Raw genomic sequence first — 25,527 nt, 5'->3', positions numbered from 1 at the left:
AGTTACGTATATTTACATTGAAATATATAAATGACTATGAATACATTTGATATAATTATTGCAGCATTATTACTTTTTGGTTTTGTACGTGGATTAATGAAGGGGCTGTTTGTAGAAGTTGCTTCCCTGGTAGCCCTAATAGCTGGAGTGTATGGGGCTATTCACTTTTCTTATTTTATTGGAGATTGGTTGAAGGACAGTGTAGATTGGGATGAAAGATATATTTCCCTTGCAGCATTTGCCGGGACCTTTGTTGTTATTATTGTAGTCATAGCTTTATTGGGGAAAATTTTGACAAAAATTGCAGATTTTGCCTCACTTGGAATTTTGAATAAAATATTGGGAGGTGTATTTGGAGCGCTAAAAATTGGTTTAATTTTAAGTGTTATTTTTATTTTCTTCGGAAAGATGAACGATACCATTCCATTTGTATCTCAGGAAAGTTTAAGTGAGTCTATTTTATACAAACCCGTAAAAAAGATTGCTCCAACAATATTTCCGTCTATCATAAAAGATGATAATGAAGTTGAAGAAGAGAACACTACAACTAATGTCGATACTGAATAATGGATAGTGCGTCAATTCGTGGTTTTATTACCTTAATTCTAATTTCCATTGCAATACTATTGTCAGTTTTTTTGTTATCTGTAAAAACAAAGAATAAGGTTGGTAATAGATTAATGGCTCTTTACTTTATAATTTTTGCAATTCATATCAGTGTATTTTTTTATGCAAATTATATAGAGATACCAATTGTTTTAGATAGACTTAGAGATCAAATAGCTTTTTTTGCTAGTCCACTTTTATACTTGTATGTGCTGTCTTGTATTTATTCTGATTTTAAGTTGAAGCCCAAGCATCTTTTGCATTTTGTTCCTTTTGCTATTGAACTGTTTATGTATTTTCCTAACTTTTATTTGGCTTCGCATGATCAGCAGATTCAGTTTTATGAAAACTATTATTCTTATCCAGAAGTTAAAGCATCATTAGTTTATGGAATTTTGGTGGCCTTGTTTTATTTGGTATTGATATTTATTGAGTTAAGAAGATACAGAAAACTGCTGTTGGAAAGTTATTCATCTACAAAAAATTATAACTATAAATGGTTATTTCAATTAGCGGTTATAAGTTTAGTGTTACTACTATTTTCTAGCATAAAAAGTGTTTACAAATTGTTTGATAGTGATGATGCTATTTTAGATATGATGCGAATTATTACAACACTTTTATTACTTGGGTTTTTATGTTGGATTGTATTAAAAAGTATGTTGCAACCAGAATTGTTTAGAGGCATAGATACCAAACATCAATTGGTGCAAAATATGCTTGAGAATGATGAAGAGGAAGGAGAAGATGAAATTTCTGAACAGATAAGTACTTTAAAGAAGTATATGGATAAAGAAGAACCTTTTTTAAACTCTTCGCTTACAATTCATAATTTGGCAAACCAAATGAATATTCCCTACAGAGATTTATCGGTATTAATCAATCATCATTTGAAACAACATTTTTTTGATTTTGTAAATGGATATCGAATAGAAAAGGCCAAAACAATACTTAAAAATCCATCAAATCAAAAGCTAACAGTATTAGAAGTTTTGTATGATGTAGGCTTTAATTCTAAATCTTCTTTTAATACAGAGTTTAAAAAACAAACAGGACTCACTCCAACACAATTTCGTAAAAACCCTTTGTAGTCAGTGGGTTATAACAAAGTCGAACGTTTGCTGTAGATACTCAAACGCATTTTTTTTGTAAAAAAGAGTTCGACTTTATGTAATCAGTCGCATAGTTTCCATTGATATAGCACTTTTGTTCTCGAATTAAAATTTTATTTATGAGAACGCAAAATATCTTGGTAATAATGGCAATACTATATACAGCAATATTGTCTGCACAGGTAACAATTTCCGGAAAGATTAAAGATAAAAATGGAGCAATACCTTTTGCTAATGTTATTCTTACAACGGTAGAAGGAAAAATTGTTACAGGTACTACATCGAATGATGAAGGAGATTTTAGTTTAACAAGTAACCAAGGAGATTATCGTTTATTAATTAGTTTTATTGGCTATGAGAATTTAGAGAAAGAGTTGTCTATTAAAGAGTCCCAAAACCTTGGAGTATTAGAAATTAAGGAAGAAGAAAATGTTTTAAATGAGGTTGTTATTAATTCTGAGAAAAAACTAATTGAACAAAAAAATGACCGTTTAGTTTTTAATGTTGCGAATAGTGTATCTGTTAGTGGAGGAGATGCGGTAGATGTGCTTAAAGTTGCTCCTGGAGTTTCGGTACAAAATAATGCTATTAGTATGGTAGGAGGAGAGGCAACTAGAGTTATGATAGATGGAAGAATGATGCAGCTCTCTGGTGAAGATCTGATAAACTTTTTAAATTCAATTGCAGCTGAAGATATTAAATCTGTTGAAATTATTACAAATCCACCGGCGCAATACGATGCAGTTGGTAATGGAGGAATTATAAATATTGTTTATAAAAAGGGTAGGAAAAATTCTTGGAAGAATACTACCTCACTGACGTATAATGCAAATAAGTACGGGTTCTTAACGTTACGAAACAACTTTTCATTTAGTAAGAATAAATTACAGCTAAATGCTTCTGTTAGTACTATTAGAGGAGCTTTGCCAAATGCAGAAAAGAGTTTTGCTTATTTTCCTACAACTACATGGAAAGTTGATATTGAGACTAAAGAAAAACGCAAAAATAATGCTGCTAGATTGTCTTTAAATTATGAATTGTCTAAGAATGTAGCAATAGGGGGTCAGTATCTGGGTAATTTTAATACGCCAAGTGCAGATGCCCCAGGAAGAACAGAATTTTACAATTTAGCAAATCAATTAGACAGTGTATTGGTGAAAACTGAACCTCGAAAGACACGAGTTTTTAGTCATGTATTGAATTCATATGTCCTTTTGAAATTAGATACTTTGGGAAGAAAATTATCACTTGACTTTGATTATTTTGATTATGAAAACACTTTAGATGCAGATGCTTTAGTAAATGCATTTTCTCCGCAAAACGAATTGCTAAATATTAATCAATCTGTGAGAAACTACAGTAATCAACAAATAAAGAATTATAATGTAAAGCTAGATATGCATCACCCATTTAAAAAGATAGATGTATCATATGGAGCTAAGTTTAGTTTTGTGACTACTAAAAATAGGTTAGAAAACTTCAATACAATTACTGGAGCACCTATTCTAGATACTAATTTATCTAATGAGTTTGAGTATGAAGAAAATGTACAAGCTTTTTATATAAGTGCTTCAAAAAAAATAAATGAAAAATGGAGTTTTCAAGGAGGATTGCGTTTAGAAAATACAGAAACCAGAGGGGTTTCAAAAACGTTGAATCAAATCAATGAAAATAGTTATGTGAAGTTGTTTCCATCGTTATATGTTAGTTATAAGAAAAATGAAAGTAACACGTTTAGTTTTAATTATGGAAGAGGAATAAATCGTCCTGTTTTTAGAGATTTAAACCCATTTAGGAATTACTTGAATAGTAATGTTTATTCAGAAGGAAATCCATTTATCCAACCTTCTTTTGTAGATCGTTTTAATTTGATTCATAATTATAAAGGGAAATTGATAACTACCTTATATTTTCATAGTATAGATAATGGTTTTGGAACATTGTTTTCAGCAGAACCAGAGAATAATATTCAAGCGGTAATAAGAAGGAATTATTATAAAGGAATCTATTGGCAACTTTCAGAGTTGTATAATGTAAAACCTTTTTCTTGGTGGAAAAGTCAGAATTATGTTCATATTTCAGGAAATTCTTCTACAGTTTTCGATGAGTTTGACGTTCCTGTAAAAAATGGAATTCAATTTAATTTTTCTACAAATAACACTTTTACGGTTTCTAATGATACAAGTTTACAAGTAGATTTCTTTTATCAACCAAAATCATCTGCGAATATTTATACGTTAGGAACTATGTATGGATTAAATGTAGGTGTAAAAAAGAGTTTTTTTAATAAGAAAATACAAGCATCTGTTTTGTTTAATGATGTTTTTAACACGGCAAGTTTAAACAATTTAGTTTCAGAGATTAATGGAGTAAGAAATGTGTATAGTCAAAATTATAACAGCAGGCATATTCGTTTTTCTCTTTCTTATAGTTTCGGAAATAAAAAGATAAAAGTAAAAGACAGAGGGTTTGGGAACAATGATGAGCAGAATAGAGCTAATTAACATAATGATATAAAAAAAACCGAAGCGAAGAGCTTCGGTTTTTTTGTGTATATATAAAATGCTAATCTTATAACATAGTTACTTTACCAGTTGTTAAAGAATATACTCCTCCAACAATCTTAATTTCACCGTTGTCTTCCATTTCTTGCAAGATTTTACTTCTCTCACGGATTCTTTCGATCGTCATTTTTACATTGTTTTCGATAGTTTTGTCAACAAATGCTTTGTTAGATGAATTCGCTTCTCCATCTACTTCTTCAGAAGCAGCTTTTGCAGCAGGAACAATGTTGTCTAACATTGCAGTAATATTTCCTAATTCAACACCATCACAAGCAGCTTTTACAGCTCCACAGCTTTCGTGTCCCATTACAAATACTAATTTACTTCCTGCAACTGCACAAGAGTATTCCATACTTCCTAAAATATCTACATTTTCGAAGTTACCTGCTACACGAGCAACAAAAACATCTCCAATAGTTTGGTCAAAAACCATTTCTACTGGTACACGTGAATCGATACATGATAAGATAACTGCTTTAGGAAATTGTCCTCCAGTTGTTTGTTGAACTAAATCTGAAACATTTGAAGAAGTTAAGTTGTTGTCAACATAACGCTTGTTACCGTCTAATAAATCTTGTAATACAGAATCTGCTGTGAAACCTGATTGAACTTCTTTTGTAATTGCTGTATTTCTCATAATTGTTTTTAAGTTAATTTTTTTAATAAATGTCTTTTATATTTTCTTTTGCCCAAGATTGGCATTCTTTAAATGTGCTAAAAATATGTTCTTCTGGAATGAAATCTGGAATTAAACCAATACGTTCCATCATATACCTTGGTTGTCTTAGTAAGCCAACAAATAATACTTGAACATGAGTTCCATTAGATTTTAAATCTTGAATCATATCTTCCATTGCATAGAGACCGGATTGATCCATATACTGCATAAGATCTAAACGCATAATTACGGTAGTTGCAGTTTTAGGAATCTGTTTGGCCATTGCTTGGAAATCACTTGTATATCCAAAGAATAAAGGTCCTTTAATATGCTTGATAAAAACTTCTTCTTTTAACTCTATTGGGAAATCAACCTCGTCGTCCCAAGCTTCTTCAAAAGTTAATACTTCAGAACGTTCTGCGGTTAAATCACCAATTTTCTTCATAAACATTAACGAAGCAATGATTAAACCAATTCCTACAGCATATACTAAGTTCCAGAAAGTAGATAATACCAATACCACTAGCATAATTAATACTTCTGAGCTTAATTTTATTGGTCCTAATTCAATATCTCTAGGTAAAGAAGGAATTGCTTTTAATCCTTTATAATCCATTACTCCAATACCAACAGTGATTAAAATTCCAGCTAAAACTGCGGCTGGGATTTTAGAAGCTACAGGTCCTAAACCTAAAAGGATAATTAATAGCATAACACCTGCTATCATACCCGATAATTTGGTTTTACCTCCTGAGTTAATATTTACTACCGTTCTAATAGTTGCTCCTGCGCCAGGAATTCCTCCAAAAACTGCTGCTATAGTATTTCCAATACCTTGACCAACTAATTCCTTATTAGGTTTGTGTTTGGTTTTGGTCATATTATCTGCAACAACAGATGTTAACAAGGAATCAATGGCTCCTAATAGCGCTAAGGTTAGTGCTGTAAAGAAATACGGAGTAACATTGGAGAGTTGAAATCCTGTGAATATTTCTAGATTTGGCGCTGGAAACCCTTGTGGGATTTCTTCAATTGGTCTATAATCTAAGCCAAAAGCTACAGCAATACCAGTCATTACAACTAAAGCAACTAGGGTGCTTGGTATAGCAGTTGTTATTCGTTTGAAACCATAAATAATAAATATAGTTCCGAGTGCTAAGGCTAATTCTAACCAGCTAATATTTTTTAAAGCTCTAGGAAGTACATTAAAAGTTCCCATTACCCCAGAAGCTTCTTTTCCTGCAAGTGTTTTACTTTCGTTTAAGATGTTTTCTTGGGTAATTCTTTCGGCTCTTTTAATTGTTTCTTTGAAATCTTCAAGAACTAAAATACCTTCATCAGCTTCTTCTTTTAGAATGTTTTCTAATATGATTTCCTCAGCTAAAGGTTTAAATTGCTCTACATATGAAGCATCTTCCTTGGCATAATATCCAACAGAAGGAAGTATTTGTGTTACCAAAATAATTACACCAATAGCTGTCATAAACCCAGAAACTACAGGGTAAGGAATATATCGAATGTATTTACCTAAGCCAATTGCACCTAAACCTATTTGCATTAAACCTGCTAATAAGAAAACAGTTAATATAATAGGCATTGCCTTATTAATATCTCCATCATTGGCTGCAATAATAGTAGCAATAACTACCATACTCACTGCAGTCATAGGAGCAGTAGGACCAGAAATTTGGGTATCGGTACCTCCAAAGAGTGCTGCGAAGAATGCAATTAAAATAGCACCATATAAACCAGCACTAGGACCTAAACCAGATGATACACCAAAAGCTAAAGCAAGAGGCAGAGCCACAATTCCGGCAGTTACACCACCAAATATGTCTCCACGAACGTTAGAAAATAGTTTTTTCATATGTAAAGATGATTAGTACTTAAAAATACTAATTTTTTTTGATTGCTTTAATCTTTTTGTTTTTGTTCATTGTATAATAGCACGTAAGGAAAGAGAGTGTTGGTACTAGATATACGACACTCTCTTTTAATTTTATGCTGCTTTTGGACGTAATTTGAAGAACTCAATAAAGCTATCCGGGTTTTCTACAACTCCTCTTTCTGAATTAAGTTTAATATTGATATTTCTTTCTCTTGCTTTATGAGCAAAGTCTTCTAAAATTTCAATAATATCATGATCTAAGAATCTTGTTTTTCTTACGTCTAATTCTAAATATGAATTTTCTTCAAGATTATCTAATTCTTTTAAAATGGCTCCTTTGTTAAAGAAGGTAACTTCTTCAGCTAAAGTCATTTTAATTTTGTGTTGTCCGTTACTCTTATCTTCGATATGTAAGAAGTGAGAATTTTGGTAGCTCTTAAATAAGATTACTACAATTCCAACTGCTAATCCTAATCCAATACCTAATAATAAATCTCCAGTTACAACCATTGGTACTACAGTAGCCATAAAAGGAATAAATTGCTTTCTTCCTAATTTGAACATGTTTATAAACGTAGCAGGCTTTGCTAATTTATATCCAACGATTAATAATACTGCTGCTAAAGCCGATAAAGGAATCTTGTTTAATAATGTTGGTATTAAGATGATTGAAATCAACAAGAAGAAACCATGTACAATAGCCGACATTTTACTTTTACCTCCAGATTGGATGTTAGCAGAACTACGTACAATTACTTGAGTAACTGGTAAACCTCCGATTAAACCAGAAACAATATTACCAACACCTTGTGCTAATAATTCTCTATTGGTTGGTGTTACATTTTTGTCTGGGTCTAATTTATCTGTAGCTTCTACACATAATAAAGTTTCTAAACTAGCTACAATGGCAATAGTAAAAGCAACAATCCATACATCTTTGTTACCAATTGCTCCAAAGTTAGGGAATGTAAATTGACCTAAAAACGAATCTATTCCATCTGGTACAGGAACACTTACCAATTGAGAAGAGTTAATACCTAATTGCTCGTTACCCTGAGTAACAATATAGTAGATGATTCCCATTACAACAGCTACTAATGGTCCTTGAATTAATTGGAAAATCTTTCCTTTCTTAGAAAGTACTTGTTGCCATAAGATTAAGATACCTAAACCTAAAACCCCTACTAATGTAGATCCTACGCTAATAGCATCTAATGAAAAGTCGGCAGATTTATCATATCCAAAGAAAAAAGGAATTTGTTTCATGATAATAATAATACCAATACCTGTTAACATTCCTTTGATTACAGATGAAGGAAAATAATATCCAATAACTCCGGCTTTTAATACACCTAAAATTAATTGAATAACTCCTCCTAATACAACGGCTACTAAAAAGTTTTCGAAACCGCCTAAAGTTGCAATTGAAGTTAATACGATCGCAGCTAATCCGGCTGCAGGACCACTTACTCCAATTTTAGATCCACTAATACTTCCTACTACGATACCTCCTACGATTCCGGCAATTAAACCTGAGAATAAAGGGGCTCCACTGGCTAGTGCAATACCTAAACATAACGGTAATGCAACAAAAAACACAACTATACTAGCTGGTAAGTCGTTTTTGATTGTTTTAAACATACACAATAATTTTCTTAAGCTAACTTGTTCAATTAGCTGATAAACTTAATTTTAATAAATATTTGTTGATCCTTAATAAGTATTTCGAATACTTATTTATATAAGGGAAAAGTTGAATGAGGTTATTAAGAAAGCTCCGGAGGTGGAGATTCTAAGCTATGATAGATTGTTTGGTATAATTCTGAATTATACGTAGTAATCGTTGCTTTATTATTTGTAGAAGACACATTAATGTGTGCAACTTCAGTATTTAAGATTTTTAATTCTTTAACTTCTTCCGATTTTTCATTTGAATCAGTATCTTCTTCTATGTCAAGAAGTAAAGAAGTTTCGCAAATATCATAATCGCTTAAGCTCACAATTGTAGGCACCGTTATACTAAATAACAGTAATAAAGTTAGTGAATATGTAAATAAGCTCTTAAGCATTTTTTGATCAAAAAACACAAATATAAGCAGTTGAACCGTTGTTTTTTGTTAAAGAAGCTTAAAAATTTTAGAATTCCTTTAGATTGGCAGCAAGTGTCCAGCCTATTTTTCCGTCAGCAAGTTTGATTTTTTTCCAATTGTCAACTGTATCTAATACTTTCACCTTGGTTCCTTCGTGTAAAGTAAAAACATCATCCGAATTTTTCGTAGGTGCGTTTTTAATTTCAATTTGTTCTGGAAAAACAATGGCTTGAATATTATTTTTCTCTTGATCGTATTGGTTAAAGGTTATTACTAAGGTAATAGCTAATAGGATAAAAGAGATGATACTAGTAGTGAAGTAAAGTCTTTTTTGATTAGGTGAATATGAAAAATAAAAAAGCAAGAATAATACTGATGCTAATACAGAAAATAAAATACTAAAAATAGCCCAAGAATTATATGTAAACTTTTGAAGAAAATTCTCATTAATTTTCTGAAATATGCTTTTAGGTAGTGCTTCAATTCTATCTAAGGTTAGTCTTTTAGCAAAAATCAAATTATTTTGAGCATCTTCATTAAGAGGGTTTAATTGAAGTGCTTTTTCATAATTATAAATAGTTGGAGCAACTTTGTTTAGTTTATAATAACAATTACCAAGGTTGTAATACAATTCTGAAGAAACATTTCCTTCTGCTATAATTTGATTATACTTTTCAATAGCTTCTGTATACTTACCTTCTTTATACAACATATTTGCATCTGCAAACAAAACATTTGCATTTTGAGCATTAGCGAAATTCGCTATAAACAATAGTAATATTACAAGTGTTTTCTTCATCATAATTGCTTGTCTAATTGCGTAATTACTTGTTTTGCCTTTTCGTATTCTTGGTGCATTTGCACATTGTCAATAGGAGTGTAACGCGCAAAATCACAATCATTTAAAACAGAAATAAAGTTGTCTATATCTGTTTGAGTCACTTTTTTATCTTGTAATAGTTGTGTTATTTTTTCTCGACTAATATCTGAAGTTTCAACCCCCAGTTTAGCCTTTAAATAGTTATGTAAAGCACGTTCTAAAGCTTCATAAAAAGCTTCTTTATTTCCTAATTGTTTTTGCGCTTGAGATAAATACTTTTTAGCTAACCTATCTGCTTTACGTAATTTATTACCAACTACATCTCCGGCTCTTTCTTCTCTCTTTTTGTTGATGAAAATACCAATTGGAATTGAAATTAAAGGTAGTAACAATAATGCATAGAATAATCCAGATTTGAAAAAGTCTGACTTCTTGTTAGACTCAAAACTAGTAGCGTTTTGAATATATCTAAAATTATTTCCGGTTACTTTTACATCTCTTTTTACTACAGCATTATCATCTGAATTTGTAACAAGTTCTTTTCCTTGTAAAACATCCACGTATAAATCTTCTGTAGTAATTGTTTGGTATACTTTTTCTTTCGGATTGAAGTAAGAAAAACTAACCTTAGGTATTTTGTATTTTCCTTTATATTCTGGAACAACCGTATAATTGTCGGTAACACTTCCTCTTAGACCTTTAGAAGTTACTTTAACCTTTTCTTTTCTTTCAGGTTGATATACTTCGAGTTCTTTTGGTGTTTCAATTTGAGGAAGTTCAAATAGCTTTAAATTCCCTTCTCCTTTTACGCTTACAGTTATTTGAGAAGATTCATTTGCTTTTAATGCCGTTTTACTAAGTGATACATCAAATGAAAATTGTCCTACAGCTCCGTTAAAATCTTCTGGTTTGTTTGCTAAAGGAAGAGATTTCGCTCTAATCGTTTTCCTTGCAGAAGCGAACTCTTTACGCAGTTGTTTTGTGATCGGATTTCCAAAAAAATCAGTACGTCCAACAGGAACACCTACTATAATATCCATTTTCATAGGATCTATGGTCAATTTCCCGTCTTTAGTAGGAATCAATAAGGCTTTTTGCAGGGTAACATAACGATAACGTTCTCCGTTGTATTTACCCATTTTCACCTGCATACCGTTAATTTTGATATCCTGGTTCCAAAATCCGTTGTATTGAGGTGCTTCTGTTACTGCATAATCGTACACATTTACATTTTCACTAACGTATAATCTATACTCAACATAAATTCCTTCGCCAACATATGGACCACCATTAGAAATTTCAGCAACTAAATGTATGTTTTGCTGAGCTACATAATTAGGATCATTAGGGTCTTTAGGTAACTCAACTGCATCTAGAACAATGATTTTAACAGTGTTTGATTGAATAACTTTTCCATCAAGTTCAATACTTGCTGAAGGTAAGTTAAACTCTCCTTTTCTTTTAGGTTGAAGAATATAGGTATACTTTTGAGAAAAGCTTGCTTTTCCGTTTACCCATGATTCACTGATCGATTGACTTGGGCCACCAACAACTTTAAAGTTTTTAAATTTTGGTGTTTTAAAATTATCTGCTCCTTGTTTATTGATAGAAAACTCTACGCGTAAACGTTGGTTTACCCCTAGTTTATTTTTACTAACGGTTGCTTTGAATACAGCGTCTTGTGCATTAATACTAAAGCTTATTAATGCTATAATGAATGATATGTAAAACTTTAACTTCATGTTATTTTTAAGTCGCGTAAAAATACTAAGATTTTAAAAAATTAAAAATTACCAGTCTTTTTCTTGCTTTACTTTTCTTCCTTTTGATTTTTTAACATTCATTTTCTTCTGAGTCTTTTTCTCTTCGTTGTTTAAACTTTCTAGCAACTGTTTCATTTGCTCAGGTGTTAATTTACCTTGTTGAGGTTTAGGCTGCTGATTTTTATCTTTTTTGTCATTCTTTTTAGGATCTTGTTTATCTTTTTGATCATCATTTTTTTGATCTTTATTTTGATCCTTTTTTTCTTTATCGTCGCCTTCTTTTTTCTTGTCTTGTTGGTCTTTGTTTTTGTCCTTTTGATTTTGTTGATCCTGCTTGTTTTGCTGATCTTTATTTTTCTTGTCCTTGTTTTTGTCTTTGTTGTCTTTTTGGTTTTGTTGCTCTTTTTTTAAGTTCTTTTGAGCAACAGCAAGGTTGTATCGAGTTTCATCATCATTAGGGTTGTTACGTAATGAGTTTTTATACGCATCTACCGCTTGTTGATATTGTTTTTGTTCCATCATTGCATTTCCAATATTATGAAATGCTTGAGCCTTTTCGTATTTGTCTTTTGAGGTCTTTGTAGTTAATTCGTATTGCCCAACAGCTTCTTTATAGTTTTTATCTTGATAAAGTGCGTTTCCGTAATTATAATTGGCTTTTTCGTATTTACTGTCTTTGTCTAAAGCTTTACGATAGGCTATAGCTGCGTCTCCAAACTTTTGTTTGTTATATAGTTTATTTCCTGCTCTTAAAAGTGCACGCGCTTCACGTTGAAGTTTTAATGTGTCGCGTTGTGCAGTAACATTAAAAACTCCCGTAAATAAAATAACTATAAAGAGTATCCCTTGTAATTTCTTCATCTTCATTTACTTTTTAGATTCCTCGTTAAACAAATCAACCTTTTTCAACCATTTGGTTTTTCTTTCAAAGAAAAACATATCTATAATTAGAAATAACAATCCGATACCTAAAAACCACTGAAATTGGTCTTTGTAATCAGAAAATTGTTTTGTTTCGAATTCACTCTTTTGAGCATTCGCTATAATATCTTCAATGGTCTTTACAGGTTTTTCTGTTTTATTTCCATCGATATAAATTCCATTAGAAGCTTCGGCTATATCCTGTAAAACATCTGGTTTACGTTGTGTTATAACAGTTTCTCCTTTGTTGTCTTTTTTATAACCAATAAGCGCGCCATTTAATTTCAATGGAATTGGCCCACCTTTTTCTGTTCCAACTCCTACAGTGTATACTTTTACACCTTCATTAGCGATGTTTTGAGCAATTTGCTTGGTTTCTTCTTGATGATCTTCTCCGTCTGAAATAATAATTAAAAATCGATTTGTTTGCTCATCATTATTATAGTAGGTCTTTGCCAACTCTAAAGCTTCGTTAATGGCTGTACCTTGACTTGATACCATATCTGGATTAGCGTTTTGCAAAAACATTTTTGCTGCCGCATGATCTGTGGTAATTGGTAATAGTGGGTATGAGTTTCCTGCATATATAATTACTCCAACACGATCGCTTCCAAGTTTGTCAATTATTTTTGAAATAATTTGCTTTGATTTCTCTAATCTATTTGGAGCAATATCTTCTGCAAGCATACTTTTAGAAACGTCTAAGGCAAAAACTACATCAACACCTTCTCGCTTTACAGTTTTCAATTTGGTTCCCATTTTAGGGTTTGCTAAGGAAACAATTAAAAAAGATAGCCCAACAATGAAAAAAACAAACTTTAAAACAGATTTAAAGGTAGAAGTATTTGGAGCTATTTTATTTAATAACTCTAAACTAGCGAACTTCTTTTGAGTTCTTTTTTTCCACCATATAACCAATAAGAAAACAACTATTAATATTGGAATAATAGTAAATAAAGAAAAATATATTGGTTCTTCAATCTTATACATAATTAAATAAAACTCTTAAATACAGTATTTTTTAATAAAAATTCTAACAATAAAAAGATTCCAGCTAAAAACACTAAAAGTCTATATTTTTCTGTATAGTTATAGTATTTAAACTCTTCTATTTTGGTTTTTTCTAACTTGTCTATCTCGTCATAAATAGCTTTTAATTTAGAGTTGTCTGTTGCTCTAAAGTATTTTCCATCTGTTTCTTTGGCAATGTGTTTTAATAAGTCCTCATCTATTTCTACTTGCTGATTTTTAAAAGAAAGTTTTCCAGTTCTAGGGTCTCTAGCCCAAGGGAAAGGAGCCATACCATTGGTTCCGATTCCAATAGTATATACTTTAATATCATTTCCTTTTGCAAGCTCTGTGGCTGTTTTTGGATCAACAAAACCAGCGTTATTTACTCCATCTGTAAGTAAAATAATAACTTTACTTTTTGCTTTACTTTCTTTCAGCCTATTTACCGCAGATCCTAATCCCATTCCTATAGCAGTACCTCCTTCTAGTTGCCCCCATTTTATCTCAGAAATGGTTCTTTTTACAATGGACTTGTCACTTGTAATAGGAGTTTGGGTAAAACTTTCACCAGCATAAACTACAATTCCAATACGGTCATTTGGACGACGATTTACAAAATCGGTAGCTACTCTTTTTAAAGCTTCTAATCTATTAGGTTTTAGATCTTTTGCTAGCATACTAGCCGAAACATCTATAGCCATTACAATATCTATTCCTCGGTTTGTTTTTGTCTTTTTACTAACAGCAACGTTTCTAGGTCTAGCTAACGCAACGATAAGGGCACTTAACGCAAGGAGTCTTAATACGTATAAGAAAGGTTTTAATTTAGGTAAAACGCTTTTAGTCAGTTCAAAGGCTTGCGTACTTGATATTCTTAGTTTAGCACTGTCCTTTTTTCTGGTATAGAAATTCCAAAAGGCCAATAACGGAATTAATATTAATAACCATAAAAACTCCGGATTATGAAATTCAAAATTATTCCACTTCATCTTCTTCTACTTCTATGGGTTTAGTTTTAATATTGTTAATGACACTTTCTGCGTCTTTTCTATCTTGTTCAATTTCGTGTGATAAAGGTTTTGACTTCGCAAATTTTACTAAATCTGCTTCTTGCAATAGTTCCTTTAATTTTTTAATAATCTCTTTATCTACATCAATAGTATCAATCTCTTTAAAATCTGTAAGAGTACCAATTAGTTCATCAGTGGTGTTTTCTAATGCTGGTATTTTCAGCTCTCGTTCTATATATCCTCTAACAATATCAGTTAACTCTGAGTAGTATTGCTTGGTTTTATTATTCTGCCAAAGTAACTTTTCATCTAAGTTCTTTAGCTTTTCTAAAGCCTCTTCATATGGAGGTAAAGCAGGTACGATTTCTTGTTGTACTTCTTCTTTTTTCTTACGGAAGAAGAAGTAATAGACTAATACAGCTATTAGAATAAGAATGGCCAATGCCCACCATAAATAATGTTTAAAATCATCTAGGCGGTATGGTTCTCCTTTGATTCCTTTAATAGGAAATTTTTTAATTTTTGTTGTATCAATAGGTACTGTGGCAACATTGATTAATAAACTATCTGTTAAATACGCTTGATTTTTTATGAATATTTGTTGTCGAGGAATATAAAAAGCACCGCTATCAAACCCAGTCAAAATATATTTTCGAATGAGTTTGTTGTTTATAGTATCAATTTTTAAGGTGTCTACAACTTCTAAACCTGTTAGTTTTTCTAATTTAGGAATAATTACGTTTTGAGTTTCGTTTACCGAAATTTTATACTCAAATTGTTCTCCTATTCTAATATTCGTAGTATCTACTTCTGCTTTTACCAATGATTCTTGAGCAAAAACAACAGCACTTAAAAATAAACATATGTACAGTAAGTATTTTTTCATTTCCTACTATTATCCTTTTTGTTTAAAATATCCCAAAAGTTTTTTTACGTAACTTTCATCAACACGAATATTGATTGTTCCTGCGCCACTTCTTTTAAAAGCGCTTTTAAAATAATCGCTAACTTTTAGAGAGTTAATTTTATATTGTTTCCTTACAGAAGAAGAGCTTGTATTGATATAATGAACATTTCCAGTTTCAGCATCAAGCATTGGTACCATACCTAGATTAGGTATTTCCTCATCATGCTTGTCATACACTCTAATTCCTGTTACATCGTGTTTATTCCCTATGAGTTTTAAAGTGCGTTCATATTCGCTATCCATAAAATCAGAAAGCATAAAAACAATGGCTTTCTTTTTCATCACATTCGATAAAAATTTAAAAGCTTGTGAAACATCAGTTTTTCTACTTTTGGGTTTGAATTCTATCAATTCACGAATAATACGTAAAACATGACTTTTTCCTTTTTTAGGGGGGATAAAGAGTTCTATTTGGTCTGAAAATAAAATCAATCCAACCTTGTCGTTATTTTGGATTGCGGAGAAGGCTAAAGTAGCTGCGATTTCAGTTACGGTGTCCTTTTTAAATTGCTCTGTAGTACCAAAAAATTCAGATCCAGAAATATCTACCATAAGCATCATGGTAAGTTCTCTCTCTTCTTCGAAAACTTTTACATAAGGTTCATTATAACGAGCGGTGACATTCCAGTCAATTGCTCGAATGTCATCGCCGTATTGGTATTGTCGAACCTCAGAAAAGGTCATACCTCTCCCTTTAAAAGTAGAGTGGTATTCGCCTCCAAAAATATGATTAGACAAACGACGTGTCTTAATCTCTATTTTTCGTACTTTTTTGAGTAATTCTTTTGTGTCCATTTATTAGTTTAACCAAGTCTCTGGTAATGGAGGTAACTCCATTTCAGTGACTCTACTCTCTTTTTTAATTGAAAATAAAGGAGCATCTTTTACAGATAAGTTTATTTCATTTTTTTCTGCAATCTCCTTTACAACTTCGGCAATACTTCTTTTTTGAGCTAAAACCAAACTATTCATAATTAAATTAGATTCGGTTTGTAAATCAAAGCAATCTACATGATATGCAGGTTGATTGTCTAAGTAGACTACTGCTTCAGTGTTTTTTCTTCTTGGCAATTCTAAAATTTCTTTCGTTCCAGTTAATGTTTTGTACGTTGTTAATTTAAATGTCATTTTAATAGCTAAATTTAAGGGGTTAAGGGGTGAAACTTTTTCTTAGTTGAGTTGTTGATTAGCAATAAATCATCACGGTTGGGTAGCTATATCGTAATACTTATGTGTTGTTGGTTTTTTAAGGAACTTGAACTTCGTTAATTATATCATTAATAATATCAATTGAAGAGATGTTTTCTGCTTCGGCTTCATATGTAATACCAATTCTATGACGTAAAACATCATAAACAACTGCTCTTACATCTTCAGGAATTACATATCCTCTTCTTTTAATAAAAGCATAGCATTTAGCAGCTTTTGCTAAAGCAATACTTCCACGAGGAGAAGATCCAAAGCTAATTAACGGTTGAAGTTTTTCTAAATTGTATCGTTCTGGATAACGAGTAGCAAAAATGATGTCTAAGATATATTTTTCTATCTTTTCATCCATGTAAACTTCGTTTGCAACTTCGCGGGCCTTAATTATTTGATCAACAGAAATTACTGGATTTATTTTTCCAAAACTTCCATTTAGATTTTGTCTTAAAATAATTTGTTCATCTTGTAATTGTGGATAATCAATTACAACTTTTAACATAAAACGGTCTACTTGAGCTTCAGGTAGAGGGTAAGTTCCTTCTTGCTCAACTGGATTTTGAGTAGCCATTACTAAAAACGGTTCGTCTAGTTTAAAGGTTTCGTCTCCAATTGTAATTTGACGTTCTTGCATTGCCTCTAATAACGCAGATTGCACCTTAGCAGGGGCACGGTTAATCTCATCTGCTAAAACGAAATTGGCAAAAATTGGTCCTTTTTTTATAGAGAAGTCGTTTTCTTTTACATTGTATATCATAGTACCTACAACATCGGCAGGTAATAAGTCTGGTGTAAATTGTACTCTGCTAAAACTTCCTTGAACGGCTTTAGATAAAGTGTTTATAGCTAATGTTTTTGCTAATCCAGGAACACCTTCAAGTAAAATATGACCATTACCTAAAAGTCCAATAAGCAATCGTTCAATCATATGTTTTTGACCTACAATTACTTTGTTCATTTCATTTGTTAGTAAATCAACAAAAGCACTTTCTCTTTCTATTTTTTCATTTATTACTCTTACGTCCACATCCATAGTTATAGAATTATGTCTTAGATTTTTTAGTGAAACAAAGCTACAATAATAAGAAAATAACTATTGTTAAAGTAAGGTTAAAGCAAAAAGATGAGTAATTAAAATATTGTTAATGAAATTTCCTTAACGTTTTAACATATTTAGTTAATTTTTTCTAAAGATTTAAGGTAATTATTACTAATATTGCTGGTAACTAATCAAAATATTTATACGATGAATTTAAAACCAAAAATTCTTTTAGTAGGTTTTTTATTAATGGCATTTGCTATAAATGCCCAAAATGTCAAAGGGAAAGTCACTGACAAGAGTGGTGAACCTATTCCTTTTGTGAATGTGATTGAAAAAGGAACTTCGAATGGAGTCACAACAGACGATGAAGGTCTTTTTAATCTTAACGTTAGTAAACTTCCCTCCACACTTGTAGTGTCGTCGGTTGGTTTTACTACGGTTGAAAAAACGGTGAATTCAACAAATTTTGTTGTTATTCAAATTGAAGAATCTAGCGAAAGCTTGGAAGAAGTAGTGCTATTAGGATCACGTAGTAAAGGTAGAACTGTAATTGATTCTCCTGTTCCTGTAGACATTATCGATGTTTCTGAATTAGCTAAAACTTCTCCTCAGGTAAACCTTAATCAAATCCTAAATTACGTTGCCCCCTCGTTTTCATCAAATACACAAACAATTTCAGATGGTACGGATCATGTAGATCCAGCATCTTTAAGAGGATTAGGACCTGATCAAGTTTTAGTTTTAGTAAACGGTAAGCGAAGACATACTTCTTCTTTAGTAAATGTAAATGGTACTTTTGGTAGAGGAAGTGTAGGAACTGATTTAAATGCAATTCCAGCGGCAGCAATTGAAAAAATTGATGTTTTAAGAGATGGAGCAGCAGCACAATACGGTTCAGATGCAATTGCAGGGGTAATTAATATTGTGTTGAAAAAATCAACAAATGAGTTAAACCTTTCAGTTACTTCAGGAGCAAATATCTCGTCAAATTCTAACGGGCAAACTGGAGGAATGGATGGAGAGACTGTTAATGTTTCGGCAAACTATGGTATTAAACTAGGTGATAAAGGAGGTTATGTTAATTTTACCGGAGACTTCGATTATAGAGATCCTTATAATAGAATGAGTGAGTTTAGAGGGCAAATCTTTAATGCTTATAATTCTGTTGAATGGGTTGCAAGAAACTCTGGATTAGATATTGCAAACCTTTCTTTAAATGATATTAAATTCGCTGCGCAAGGAGTTACTCATTTCGATTTAGCAACGAAAGCATCAATTAATGGAGCAGGAACTATTGATGATTTAAGAACGTTGTTAAACTTTGATACTACGGATTCAGAATTAGCAGTAAGAGGTTTAGAAAGAAGTGATTTTAACATGAGAGTTGGTCAGTCTGGATTAAGAGGAGGACGTTTCTTTGCGAATCTAAGTTTACCAATTGATGATACAACTGAGTTGTATTCTTTCGCTGGATTTAGTTCTAGAAAAGGAAATTCGGCAGGATTCTATAGATTACCTCACCAGTCAAGAACATATACTCCATTGTATATTAATGGGTTCTTGCCAGAGATCAATTCAAAGATTATAGATAAGTCTATTGCGGTTGGAATTAGAAGTAAAGCAGGAGATTGGGATGTTGATTTTAGTAATACTTGGGGAACAAACAGTTTTGATTTTGAAATTTCAAATACTGCAAATGCATCTTTGTTAAGTGCTACACCAACTCGTTTTGATGCTGGAGGTTTTGCCTTTACTCAAAATACGACAAACCTTGATTTTACAAATAACTACGAGGATATTTTTAACGGACTTAATGTTGCTTTAGGAGCAGAATATAGAGCAGAGTTTTATGATATCATTGCAGGAGAGGAAGCTTCATATACTCAATATGATGCTAACGGATTACCAATTACACCATTAACAACGGCATCAACAGACTTTTTTGGAAATGCAAGACCAGGAGGAGCTCAAGTTTTCCCTGGATTTACACCAGACAATGCTTTAAGCAGAGATAGAAGTAGTTTCGCAGCTTATGCTGATTTAGAGGCTGAATTGACTGATAAGTTTTTAATTAATGGAGCAGCTAGATTTGAAAATTATAGTGATTTTGGATCTACCATTAACTTTAAATTAGCTTCTCGTTATAAGTTAAGTGATAACTTGAATATAAGAGCAGGTGCAAATACTGGGTTTAGAGCACCATCATTGCACCAGAGATACTTCAATGCAGTAGCAACTCAATTTATTAATGGAGTGCCATTTGAGGTAGGAACTTTTTCTAACGATAGCGATTTAGCAAAGCAGTTAGGAATTCCTAAATTAAAAGAGGAAGAGTCGGCAAGTGTAAGTTTTGGATTTACCGCTAAGGTACCAAGTATGAATCTTAAAGTTTCAGCGGATGCTTATTTCGTAGCTATCGAAGATAGAGTGATTTTAACAGACCGTTTCAATATTCCTAGTGGGTTTACAACAAATGCAAATGCAGCTGCCTTTTTTGCAAATGCAATTGATACTGAATCTAAAGGATTGGATATTGTTGTAACTCATCAAACAGAATTGAATGAGTCAATGCGTTTAAAGTCTGATTTATCGGCAACTTTTTCTCAAACAAAACGTGTAGATGATATTCATTCATCGCAAGTTTTAGTAGATTCTGGTCAAGAAGGTAATTATTTTAGTGAAGCTTCTAGAATTTACTTAGAAGAAGCTGTGCCTAGAACAAAAGTTAACTTATCAAATACATTACTTACAGATAAATTCAACGTATTCTTAAGAAATGTTTACTTCGGAGAAGTAACAGAGGCTAGTAATGTTGCGGCAAACCAACAAGTATATGGAGGAAAGCTAGTAACAGATTTATCAGTTGGATTTAAAGCTACAGATGAATTGACATTTACAGTGGGGGCAAATAACATTTTTGATGTGTATCCTGACAGAACCAATAGTACAAATGGAAACTTTAGTTCAGGAAGGTTTGAGTGGTCAAGGAGATCACAACAGTTTGGAATTGGCGGAAGATTTGTTTTTGCGCGTTTAAATTTTGTTTTAAAATAAGCTAACCCTTACTATTATGAAAATTTTTAAATTATCAATATATGCATTGGTACTATCTATAGCATTTGTAGGATGTACCAGTAATACCACAGAGTTGGTTGAAGGAACAGTAACACCAACAACGCAAGTGTTCATTGGATTTACAGATACTAACAATAATCAAGATGTTCTTGAGGCTGGAGGTAATGTAAGCTTTAAAATATCGCTTTCGAAAGCATTACCAAAGGATATTACTGTTGAACTAGAAGTAGAATCTAGTGATTCAAGTTTAATGACTAATACGGTTTCAGAAGTTACTTATCAAGAAAAAGTAGTTATTAGTGCAGGGCAAACTTCTGCAGATGTTGCCTTTTCATTCGTAGACGATGGTAAAGATGATGCTTTAGAAACCTATACAGTGCGTTTAGAAAACGCTTATACTACAGAAACTTTAGTATCTCATTTTGTTACCACTGATGGAGCTGCAGATAGTACAAGTAGAGTAGTAAATGTGTATGATACATTACCTACCGTTATTGAAACTCAAAAAGGTACCGTTTCATTAGTGTTAGAATGGCCAGGTACTGAAGATTTAGATTTGTATTTAAGAAGTGAACCGATCATAACCTCTACGGTAATAGCAAACAGCTGGTTTTCTCAACCAGAATCTGTTGATATCACGGAAGCTATGGCGGATGGAGATTTCTATTTAGGTTTAGACAATTTTAATTTAGCGACACCATACAATGTGCCATGTACATTAAAAATTGTATTGCCAGATAGCTCATCACAAGACCTAATGATTGATTTAGTAACTACAGAAGTAGCTGCTGCAAATGGTGCACCAGATGCATGGTTTAAAATTAGTAAAAAAACAGAAGGTGATAAGGTAACCTATTCAATAATCAAAATAAGATAATAAGATGAAATATATACATAAAATAAGCTTTTTGTTCATATTAAGCTCAGTTATCTTTTTCAGTTCTTGTGCTGTAAATGATGATGATCCAATTGTTGCTGTAACTAAAAAGACAATTACAGCACAAACAGAAAAAACTTTTGAAAGGATTGATGCTACAGTAACTAGTTATAATGCTGTTATACAATTTTCACAAGCTGTAACTAACTTTTCAAGAGTGTATTACACTGTAAATGGAACAGCGTTTGAAGCTGATGTGAATGAGGGAGCAACGCAATTAGAAGTTCCACTTGATTTTTCAAGCCCTACAACAATTTTTCAAAGTGTTGAAATAACTGATTTTAAAATAATCGATGCAGATACGGACAATGTTAAACCAGAAGTATCTACAACATCAAAAGAATTAAATGTTGTGAAAGGAACAGATAAATTCTTGTTCATTTTAACATGGGAAGGAAGTAGTGATTTAGATTGTGCTACTATTGCTAGAACTCCAACTGGTGTTACTGCAATTGATTTGTCAGATGGAACAACAAATATTGAAGTGGTAAGACTTCCGGAAGCTATCACAGATGGAAATTATGCATTTGCAGTATTACCATGGACAGTTGAAAGTAATGCAATAAAGTGTTTTCTAACTGTTGTAAACGATAGTACTGTTGAAAAGTTCACCGGAACGTTGCGTGATGCTACACCAGGAGGATTTTTAGGGTATACTACTATTGCAGATTTTGTAACAATAGCGAAAACTACAGATGCAACTTCTGGAGATGCTATGATGTCTTTAACTCAAGTCTTATTTGAGTAAATAGCATAGTAAAACTTTTAAAAAAAGGTCAAAGAGATGAAAGTTTCTTTGACCTTTTTTTATGTTAAAGAAATGAATTTGGTGCGTTATTAACTGTAAATAAATTAGATAACTTAAAAATTTTAAGAGAATAATCATTATTATTGTTATTACTAACTTAAAATATTAATTATGAATTTAAAAGCAATGCTACTAGTGTTGGGGTTATTCTTTGTGTCTATATCACAAGCCCAACAACTCAAGGGTAAGGTTGTAGATGAACTGGGAGAGCCAGTACCTTTTGTTAATGTGATAGAAAAAGACACCGCCAATGGTGTGAGCACTAACGAACAAGGAGAGTTTGAAATAACTGTTGGAAAAATGCCAGCCACACTGGTGTTCTCTTCAATTGGTTTTGCAACACAAGAAAAAACTGTGTACTCTGTTGCATCTGTTAATGTTGTGTTGAAAGAAGATGGGATTTTAGATGAGGTTGTAATTTCAGGATTAGCGACTTCTACAAAAAGATCAAATTTGGCAAATACCGTATCTACCATTAGTGCAGCAGAATTAACAGAAGTTACTTCACAATCAGGTTTTGATAGTGCCTTATCTGGAAAGTTTGCTGGAGCAGAAATTAAAGCAAATTCTGGAGCCCCAGGGGGAGGTATCTCGATGAGATTAAGAGGGGTAACCTCGATTTTTGGAAATCAACAACCGTTATTTATTGTTGATGGAGTTTATGTTGATAATCAATCAATTTCTTTAGGAAATGATGTCGTAAGTGAAGCCGCTGGAGGAGGAAATGCCGCAACAAATCAAGATGATGCATCTAACAGGATTGCAGATATTGATCCAGAAGATATTGAGAATGTAGAAATTCTTAAAGGAGCGTCTGCTGCAGCAATTTATGGATCTCGAGCTGCTGGAGGGGTGGTAATTATCACTACAAAAAGAGGGAAAACTGGTAAACCAAGAGTTACTTTCTCTCAAACTTTAGGATTGAGAAGTCCTACTAGATTATTAGGTTTAAGAGATTGGGATCAATCTGAAATAACTGCATTAGGAGGTCCGCAAAATCCTACGTTAAGAGATTATGAAGCAGAACTTTTTGACCATACTAGAATTTCAACTACAACAAGATTTACTACCTCTGGAGGTTCTGAAAAAACAGATTACTTCTTGGGAGTTACTCACAAAGATGAGCCAGGATTGGTAGAGAATACAGGGTATAAAAAATCATCGATCCGTTTAAATGTAGGACAAAAATTTACCGATTGGTTAGATTTATATGTTACTTCAAACTATATAAACTCAGTAGGAGATAGAGGTTTCTTTAACAATGGTAATGCAAACAGAACAGTAGGGTATGCCTTAGCGTTTACCTATCCATGGGAGAACTTATCACCAGTAGATGGAGCTTATCCTGCGGGAGGAGCAGGATCTAACGTTTTAGAAACTATTGCTCTTACAACAAACAGAGAAAAAGTAAATAGATTTATTGGAAGTGCTACCACAAACATTCAAATCTTAAACGAAGAAAGTAATCAGTTAAAACTGGTTTTACAAGCAGGTTTTGATCAGTATACGTTAAGAACTTCGAGTATTTTCCCAAGAGCTTTATCATATTTTAGAGACCCTTCTACATTAAGAGGAGCAGCGGTATCTGGAACAACGGTAAATACAAATTTCAATTTATCTGCTTTTTTAGTACATAAGTTAAAATTAGAGAATGGATTGAAGTTTACTACTCAGTTTGGTAGTTTCTTACAAGATTTTGATAGGAATACAGTTGTTTCTATTGGAACAGGGTTTGATGGTTCTTTAACCAATTTAACATTGGCTAGTAATAAGAATATTTCGCAGGTAGAAAGATTACAAAAAGATAAAGGATTCTTTGTACAAGAAGAGATTAATTTTGATGATAAAATTATTGGTACCATCGGTTTTAGAGGAGATAAGTCTACAAACAATGGTCAGGCTAACAAAATGTACTACTATCCTAAAGCTAATTTAGCAATCAATGTACACAAATTTGATTTTTGGAATATTGAAGCAATTTCAACATTTAAGCCAAGAATAGCGTATGGTGAAGCGGGTAGATTCCCTAATTTCAATGATAGGTTTACTTTAACAGATGCTCAATTTATTGGAGGGAGTTCAGGATTGGCTCCAGATACTTTTAGAGGAAGTCCGAATATTGGACCAGAGAGACAAAAAGAATTAGAGTACGGATTTGATTTAGGTTTATTTGATGGAAGGATTACATTAGAAACTACATTCTATCAAAAGAAAATTGACGACTTATTAATTCAAGCTCAGGTTCCTACATCTTCTGGTTTTACTAGAGAGATTAAAAATGCAGGAGAGTTAGAAAATAGAGGGATTGAATTAGGGTTAACAGCTGGAGTAATTGAAAAGGAAAATTTTTCATGGAATACGAACATAAAATGGTGGAAAAATAAATCTGAAGTAACAAGACTAGATGTTCCTAGTTTTACAACAGGTGGTTTTGCTGCTTCTTTAGGAACTTTCTTAATTAAAGAAGGAGAAAGTGCAACACAAATTGTAGGGACGTATCCAAATACATTAACACCAGCACAAGTTGCTGCTATTGATCCAGATGGTGATGGGTTTGCAGTATACGGAAATGCAGAACCAGATTTTCAAATGTCATGGCAAAATAGTATTCGATATAAGAATTTTGATTTATCATTCTTATGGCACTGGAAAAAAGGAGGAGATGGAATTAACTTAACGACGTTATTATACGATTTAGCTGGAACTACATGGGATTATGATGATACTGGTTTAGATCCATCAGGACAATTGGCAAATGGTCCATATAGAGCAAGTCAAGCATTCTCTAATCCAGATCCTGTAATTGAAGATGCTGGTTATTTAAGATTAAGAGAAATAGGATTGTATTATACTTTTGATGAAGGAGTCTTTAAAGGCTTAGAAAGAGTTAAAGTTGGAATTTCAGGAAGAAACTTAATTAATATTTTCGACTATAATAGTTATGATCCAGAGGTATCTAACTTTGGAAACAATGTATTAGCGAACAACGTAGAGGTAACTCCATATCCTGCGTCAAAGTTTATCAACTTTCACCTTAATGTTAATTTTTAAT

General features: G+C 32.3%; 20 protein-coding genes. 7 read left to right on the top strand and 13 right to left on the bottom strand.

Annotated elements, in window-relative coordinates:
- The first annotated feature begins 36 nt into the window (after positions 1-36).
- From Q0873_RS06350 to Q0873_RS06340, 3 genes are all read left to right on the top strand, one after another.
- Complete coding sequence (locus Q0873_RS06350) at positions 37-567, top strand: CvpA family protein (protein ID WP_299105150.1); 531 nt, start codon at positions 37-39, stop codon at positions 565-567.
- Complete coding sequence (locus Q0873_RS06345; RefSeq protein ID WP_299105149.1) at positions 567-1,697, top strand: helix-turn-helix domain-containing protein; 1,131 nt, start codon at positions 567-569, stop codon at positions 1,695-1,697. The genes Q0873_RS06350 and Q0873_RS06345 overlap by 1 nt, the downstream gene beginning before the upstream one ends.
- Before the next feature lie 140 nt (positions 1,698-1,837).
- Positions 1,838-4,222 (top strand): TonB-dependent receptor, encoded by a 2,385-nt coding sequence (locus Q0873_RS06340; RefSeq protein WP_299105148.1) that lies wholly within the window; start codon positions 1,838-1,840, stop codon positions 4,220-4,222.
- 67 nt (positions 4,223-4,289) lie between these two features.
- On the opposite strand, the gene Q0873_RS06335 is transcribed toward Q0873_RS06340, so the two are convergent.
- From Q0873_RS06335 to Q0873_RS06275, 13 genes are all read right to left on the bottom strand, one after another.
- The gene (locus Q0873_RS06335) at positions 4,290-4,937 is read right to left on the bottom strand and encodes a carbonic anhydrase family protein (RefSeq protein ID WP_299105942.1); all 648 of its coding nucleotides are present in this window, start codon (positions 4,935-4,937) and stop codon (positions 4,290-4,292) included.
- Between the two features lie 4 nt (positions 4,938-4,941).
- Complete coding sequence (locus Q0873_RS06330) at positions 4,942-6,807, bottom strand: SulP family inorganic anion transporter (protein WP_299105147.1); 1,866 nt, start codon at positions 6,805-6,807, stop codon at positions 4,942-4,944.
- A gap of 132 nt (positions 6,808-6,939) precedes the next feature.
- Positions 6,940-8,469 (bottom strand): SulP family inorganic anion transporter, encoded by a 1,530-nt coding sequence (locus Q0873_RS06325; protein ID WP_299105146.1) that lies wholly within the window; start codon positions 8,467-8,469, stop codon positions 6,940-6,942.
- 125 nt (positions 8,470-8,594) lie between these two features.
- Positions 8,595-8,897, bottom strand: a complete 303-nt coding sequence (locus Q0873_RS06320) for a hypothetical protein (RefSeq protein ID WP_299105145.1) — start codon at positions 8,895-8,897, stop codon at positions 8,595-8,597.
- A gap of 67 nt (positions 8,898-8,964) precedes the next feature.
- Positions 8,965-9,720: a tetratricopeptide repeat protein gene (locus Q0873_RS06315; protein WP_299105144.1), complete on the bottom strand. Its 756-nt coding sequence runs from the start codon at positions 9,718-9,720 to the stop codon at positions 8,965-8,967.
- Positions 9,717-11,480, bottom strand: a complete 1,764-nt coding sequence (locus Q0873_RS06310; RefSeq protein ID WP_299105143.1) for a BatD family protein — start codon at positions 11,478-11,480, stop codon at positions 9,717-9,719. The genes Q0873_RS06315 and Q0873_RS06310 overlap by 4 nt, the downstream gene beginning before the upstream one ends.
- A gap of 48 nt (positions 11,481-11,528) precedes the next feature.
- Positions 11,529-12,362 carry a tetratricopeptide repeat protein gene (locus tag Q0873_RS06305; protein WP_299105142.1) on the bottom strand — a complete coding sequence of 278 codons (834 nt, stop codon included), beginning with the start codon at positions 12,360-12,362 and terminating at the stop codon, positions 11,529-11,531.
- Between the two features lie 6 nt (positions 12,363-12,368).
- A complete protein-coding gene (locus tag Q0873_RS06300) occupies positions 12,369-13,412 on the bottom strand; it encodes a VWA domain-containing protein (protein ID WP_299105141.1) in 1,044 nt (347 codons plus the stop codon).
- A gap of 2 nt (positions 13,413-13,414) precedes the next feature.
- Positions 13,415-14,422, bottom strand: a complete 1,008-nt coding sequence (locus Q0873_RS06295; RefSeq protein ID WP_299105140.1) for a VWA domain-containing protein — start codon at positions 14,420-14,422, stop codon at positions 13,415-13,417.
- Positions 14,409-15,329: a BatD family protein gene (locus tag Q0873_RS06290; protein WP_299105139.1), complete on the bottom strand. Its 921-nt coding sequence runs from the start codon at positions 15,327-15,329 to the stop codon at positions 14,409-14,411. Before Q0873_RS06290 ends, Q0873_RS06295 begins: the two co-directional genes overlap by 14 nt.
- Before the next feature lie 9 nt (positions 15,330-15,338).
- Positions 15,339-16,205: a DUF58 domain-containing protein gene (locus Q0873_RS06285; protein ID WP_299105138.1), complete on the bottom strand. Its 867-nt coding sequence runs from the start codon at positions 16,203-16,205 to the stop codon at positions 15,339-15,341.
- A gap of 3 nt (positions 16,206-16,208) precedes the next feature.
- Positions 16,209-16,538 (bottom strand): hypothetical protein, encoded by a 330-nt coding sequence (locus tag Q0873_RS06280; RefSeq protein WP_299105137.1) that lies wholly within the window; start codon positions 16,536-16,538, stop codon positions 16,209-16,211.
- Between the two features lie 118 nt (positions 16,539-16,656).
- A complete protein-coding gene (locus tag Q0873_RS06275; protein WP_299105136.1) occupies positions 16,657-17,646 on the bottom strand; it encodes an AAA family ATPase in 990 nt (329 codons plus the stop codon).
- Positions 17,647-17,859: 213 nt separating this feature from the next.
- On the opposite strand from Q0873_RS06275, the gene Q0873_RS06270 reads away from it, so the two are divergent.
- The 4 genes from Q0873_RS06270 to Q0873_RS06255 all read left to right on the top strand — a co-directional run bounded on the left by Q0873_RS06270 (position 17,860) and on the right by Q0873_RS06255 (position 25,526).
- Positions 17,860-20,709 (top strand): TonB-dependent receptor, encoded by a 2,850-nt coding sequence (locus tag Q0873_RS06270; protein WP_299105135.1) that lies wholly within the window; start codon positions 17,860-17,862, stop codon positions 20,707-20,709.
- Positions 20,710-20,725: 16 nt separating this feature from the next.
- Entirely contained in the window at positions 20,726-21,607 is an 882-nt protein-coding gene (locus Q0873_RS06265) for a hypothetical protein (protein WP_299105134.1), read from the top strand.
- A 4-nt stretch (positions 21,608-21,611) separates the two neighbouring features.
- Entirely contained in the window at positions 21,612-22,415 is an 804-nt protein-coding gene (locus Q0873_RS06260; RefSeq protein ID WP_299105133.1) for a hypothetical protein, read from the top strand.
- Positions 22,416-22,586: 171 nt separating this feature from the next.
- Positions 22,587-25,526 (top strand): SusC/RagA family TonB-linked outer membrane protein, encoded by a 2,940-nt coding sequence (locus Q0873_RS06255; protein WP_299105132.1) that lies wholly within the window; start codon positions 22,587-22,589, stop codon positions 25,524-25,526.
- Position 25,527 lies beyond the last annotated feature (1 nt).

Source organism: uncultured Tenacibaculum sp. (genome assembly GCF_947498805.1).
GTDB lineage: Bacteria > Bacteroidota > Bacteroidia > Flavobacteriales > Flavobacteriaceae > Polaribacter.
The sequence above is the reverse complement of the archived record's forward strand: the minus strand, read 5'-3'. Positions and strand labels throughout refer to the sequence as shown.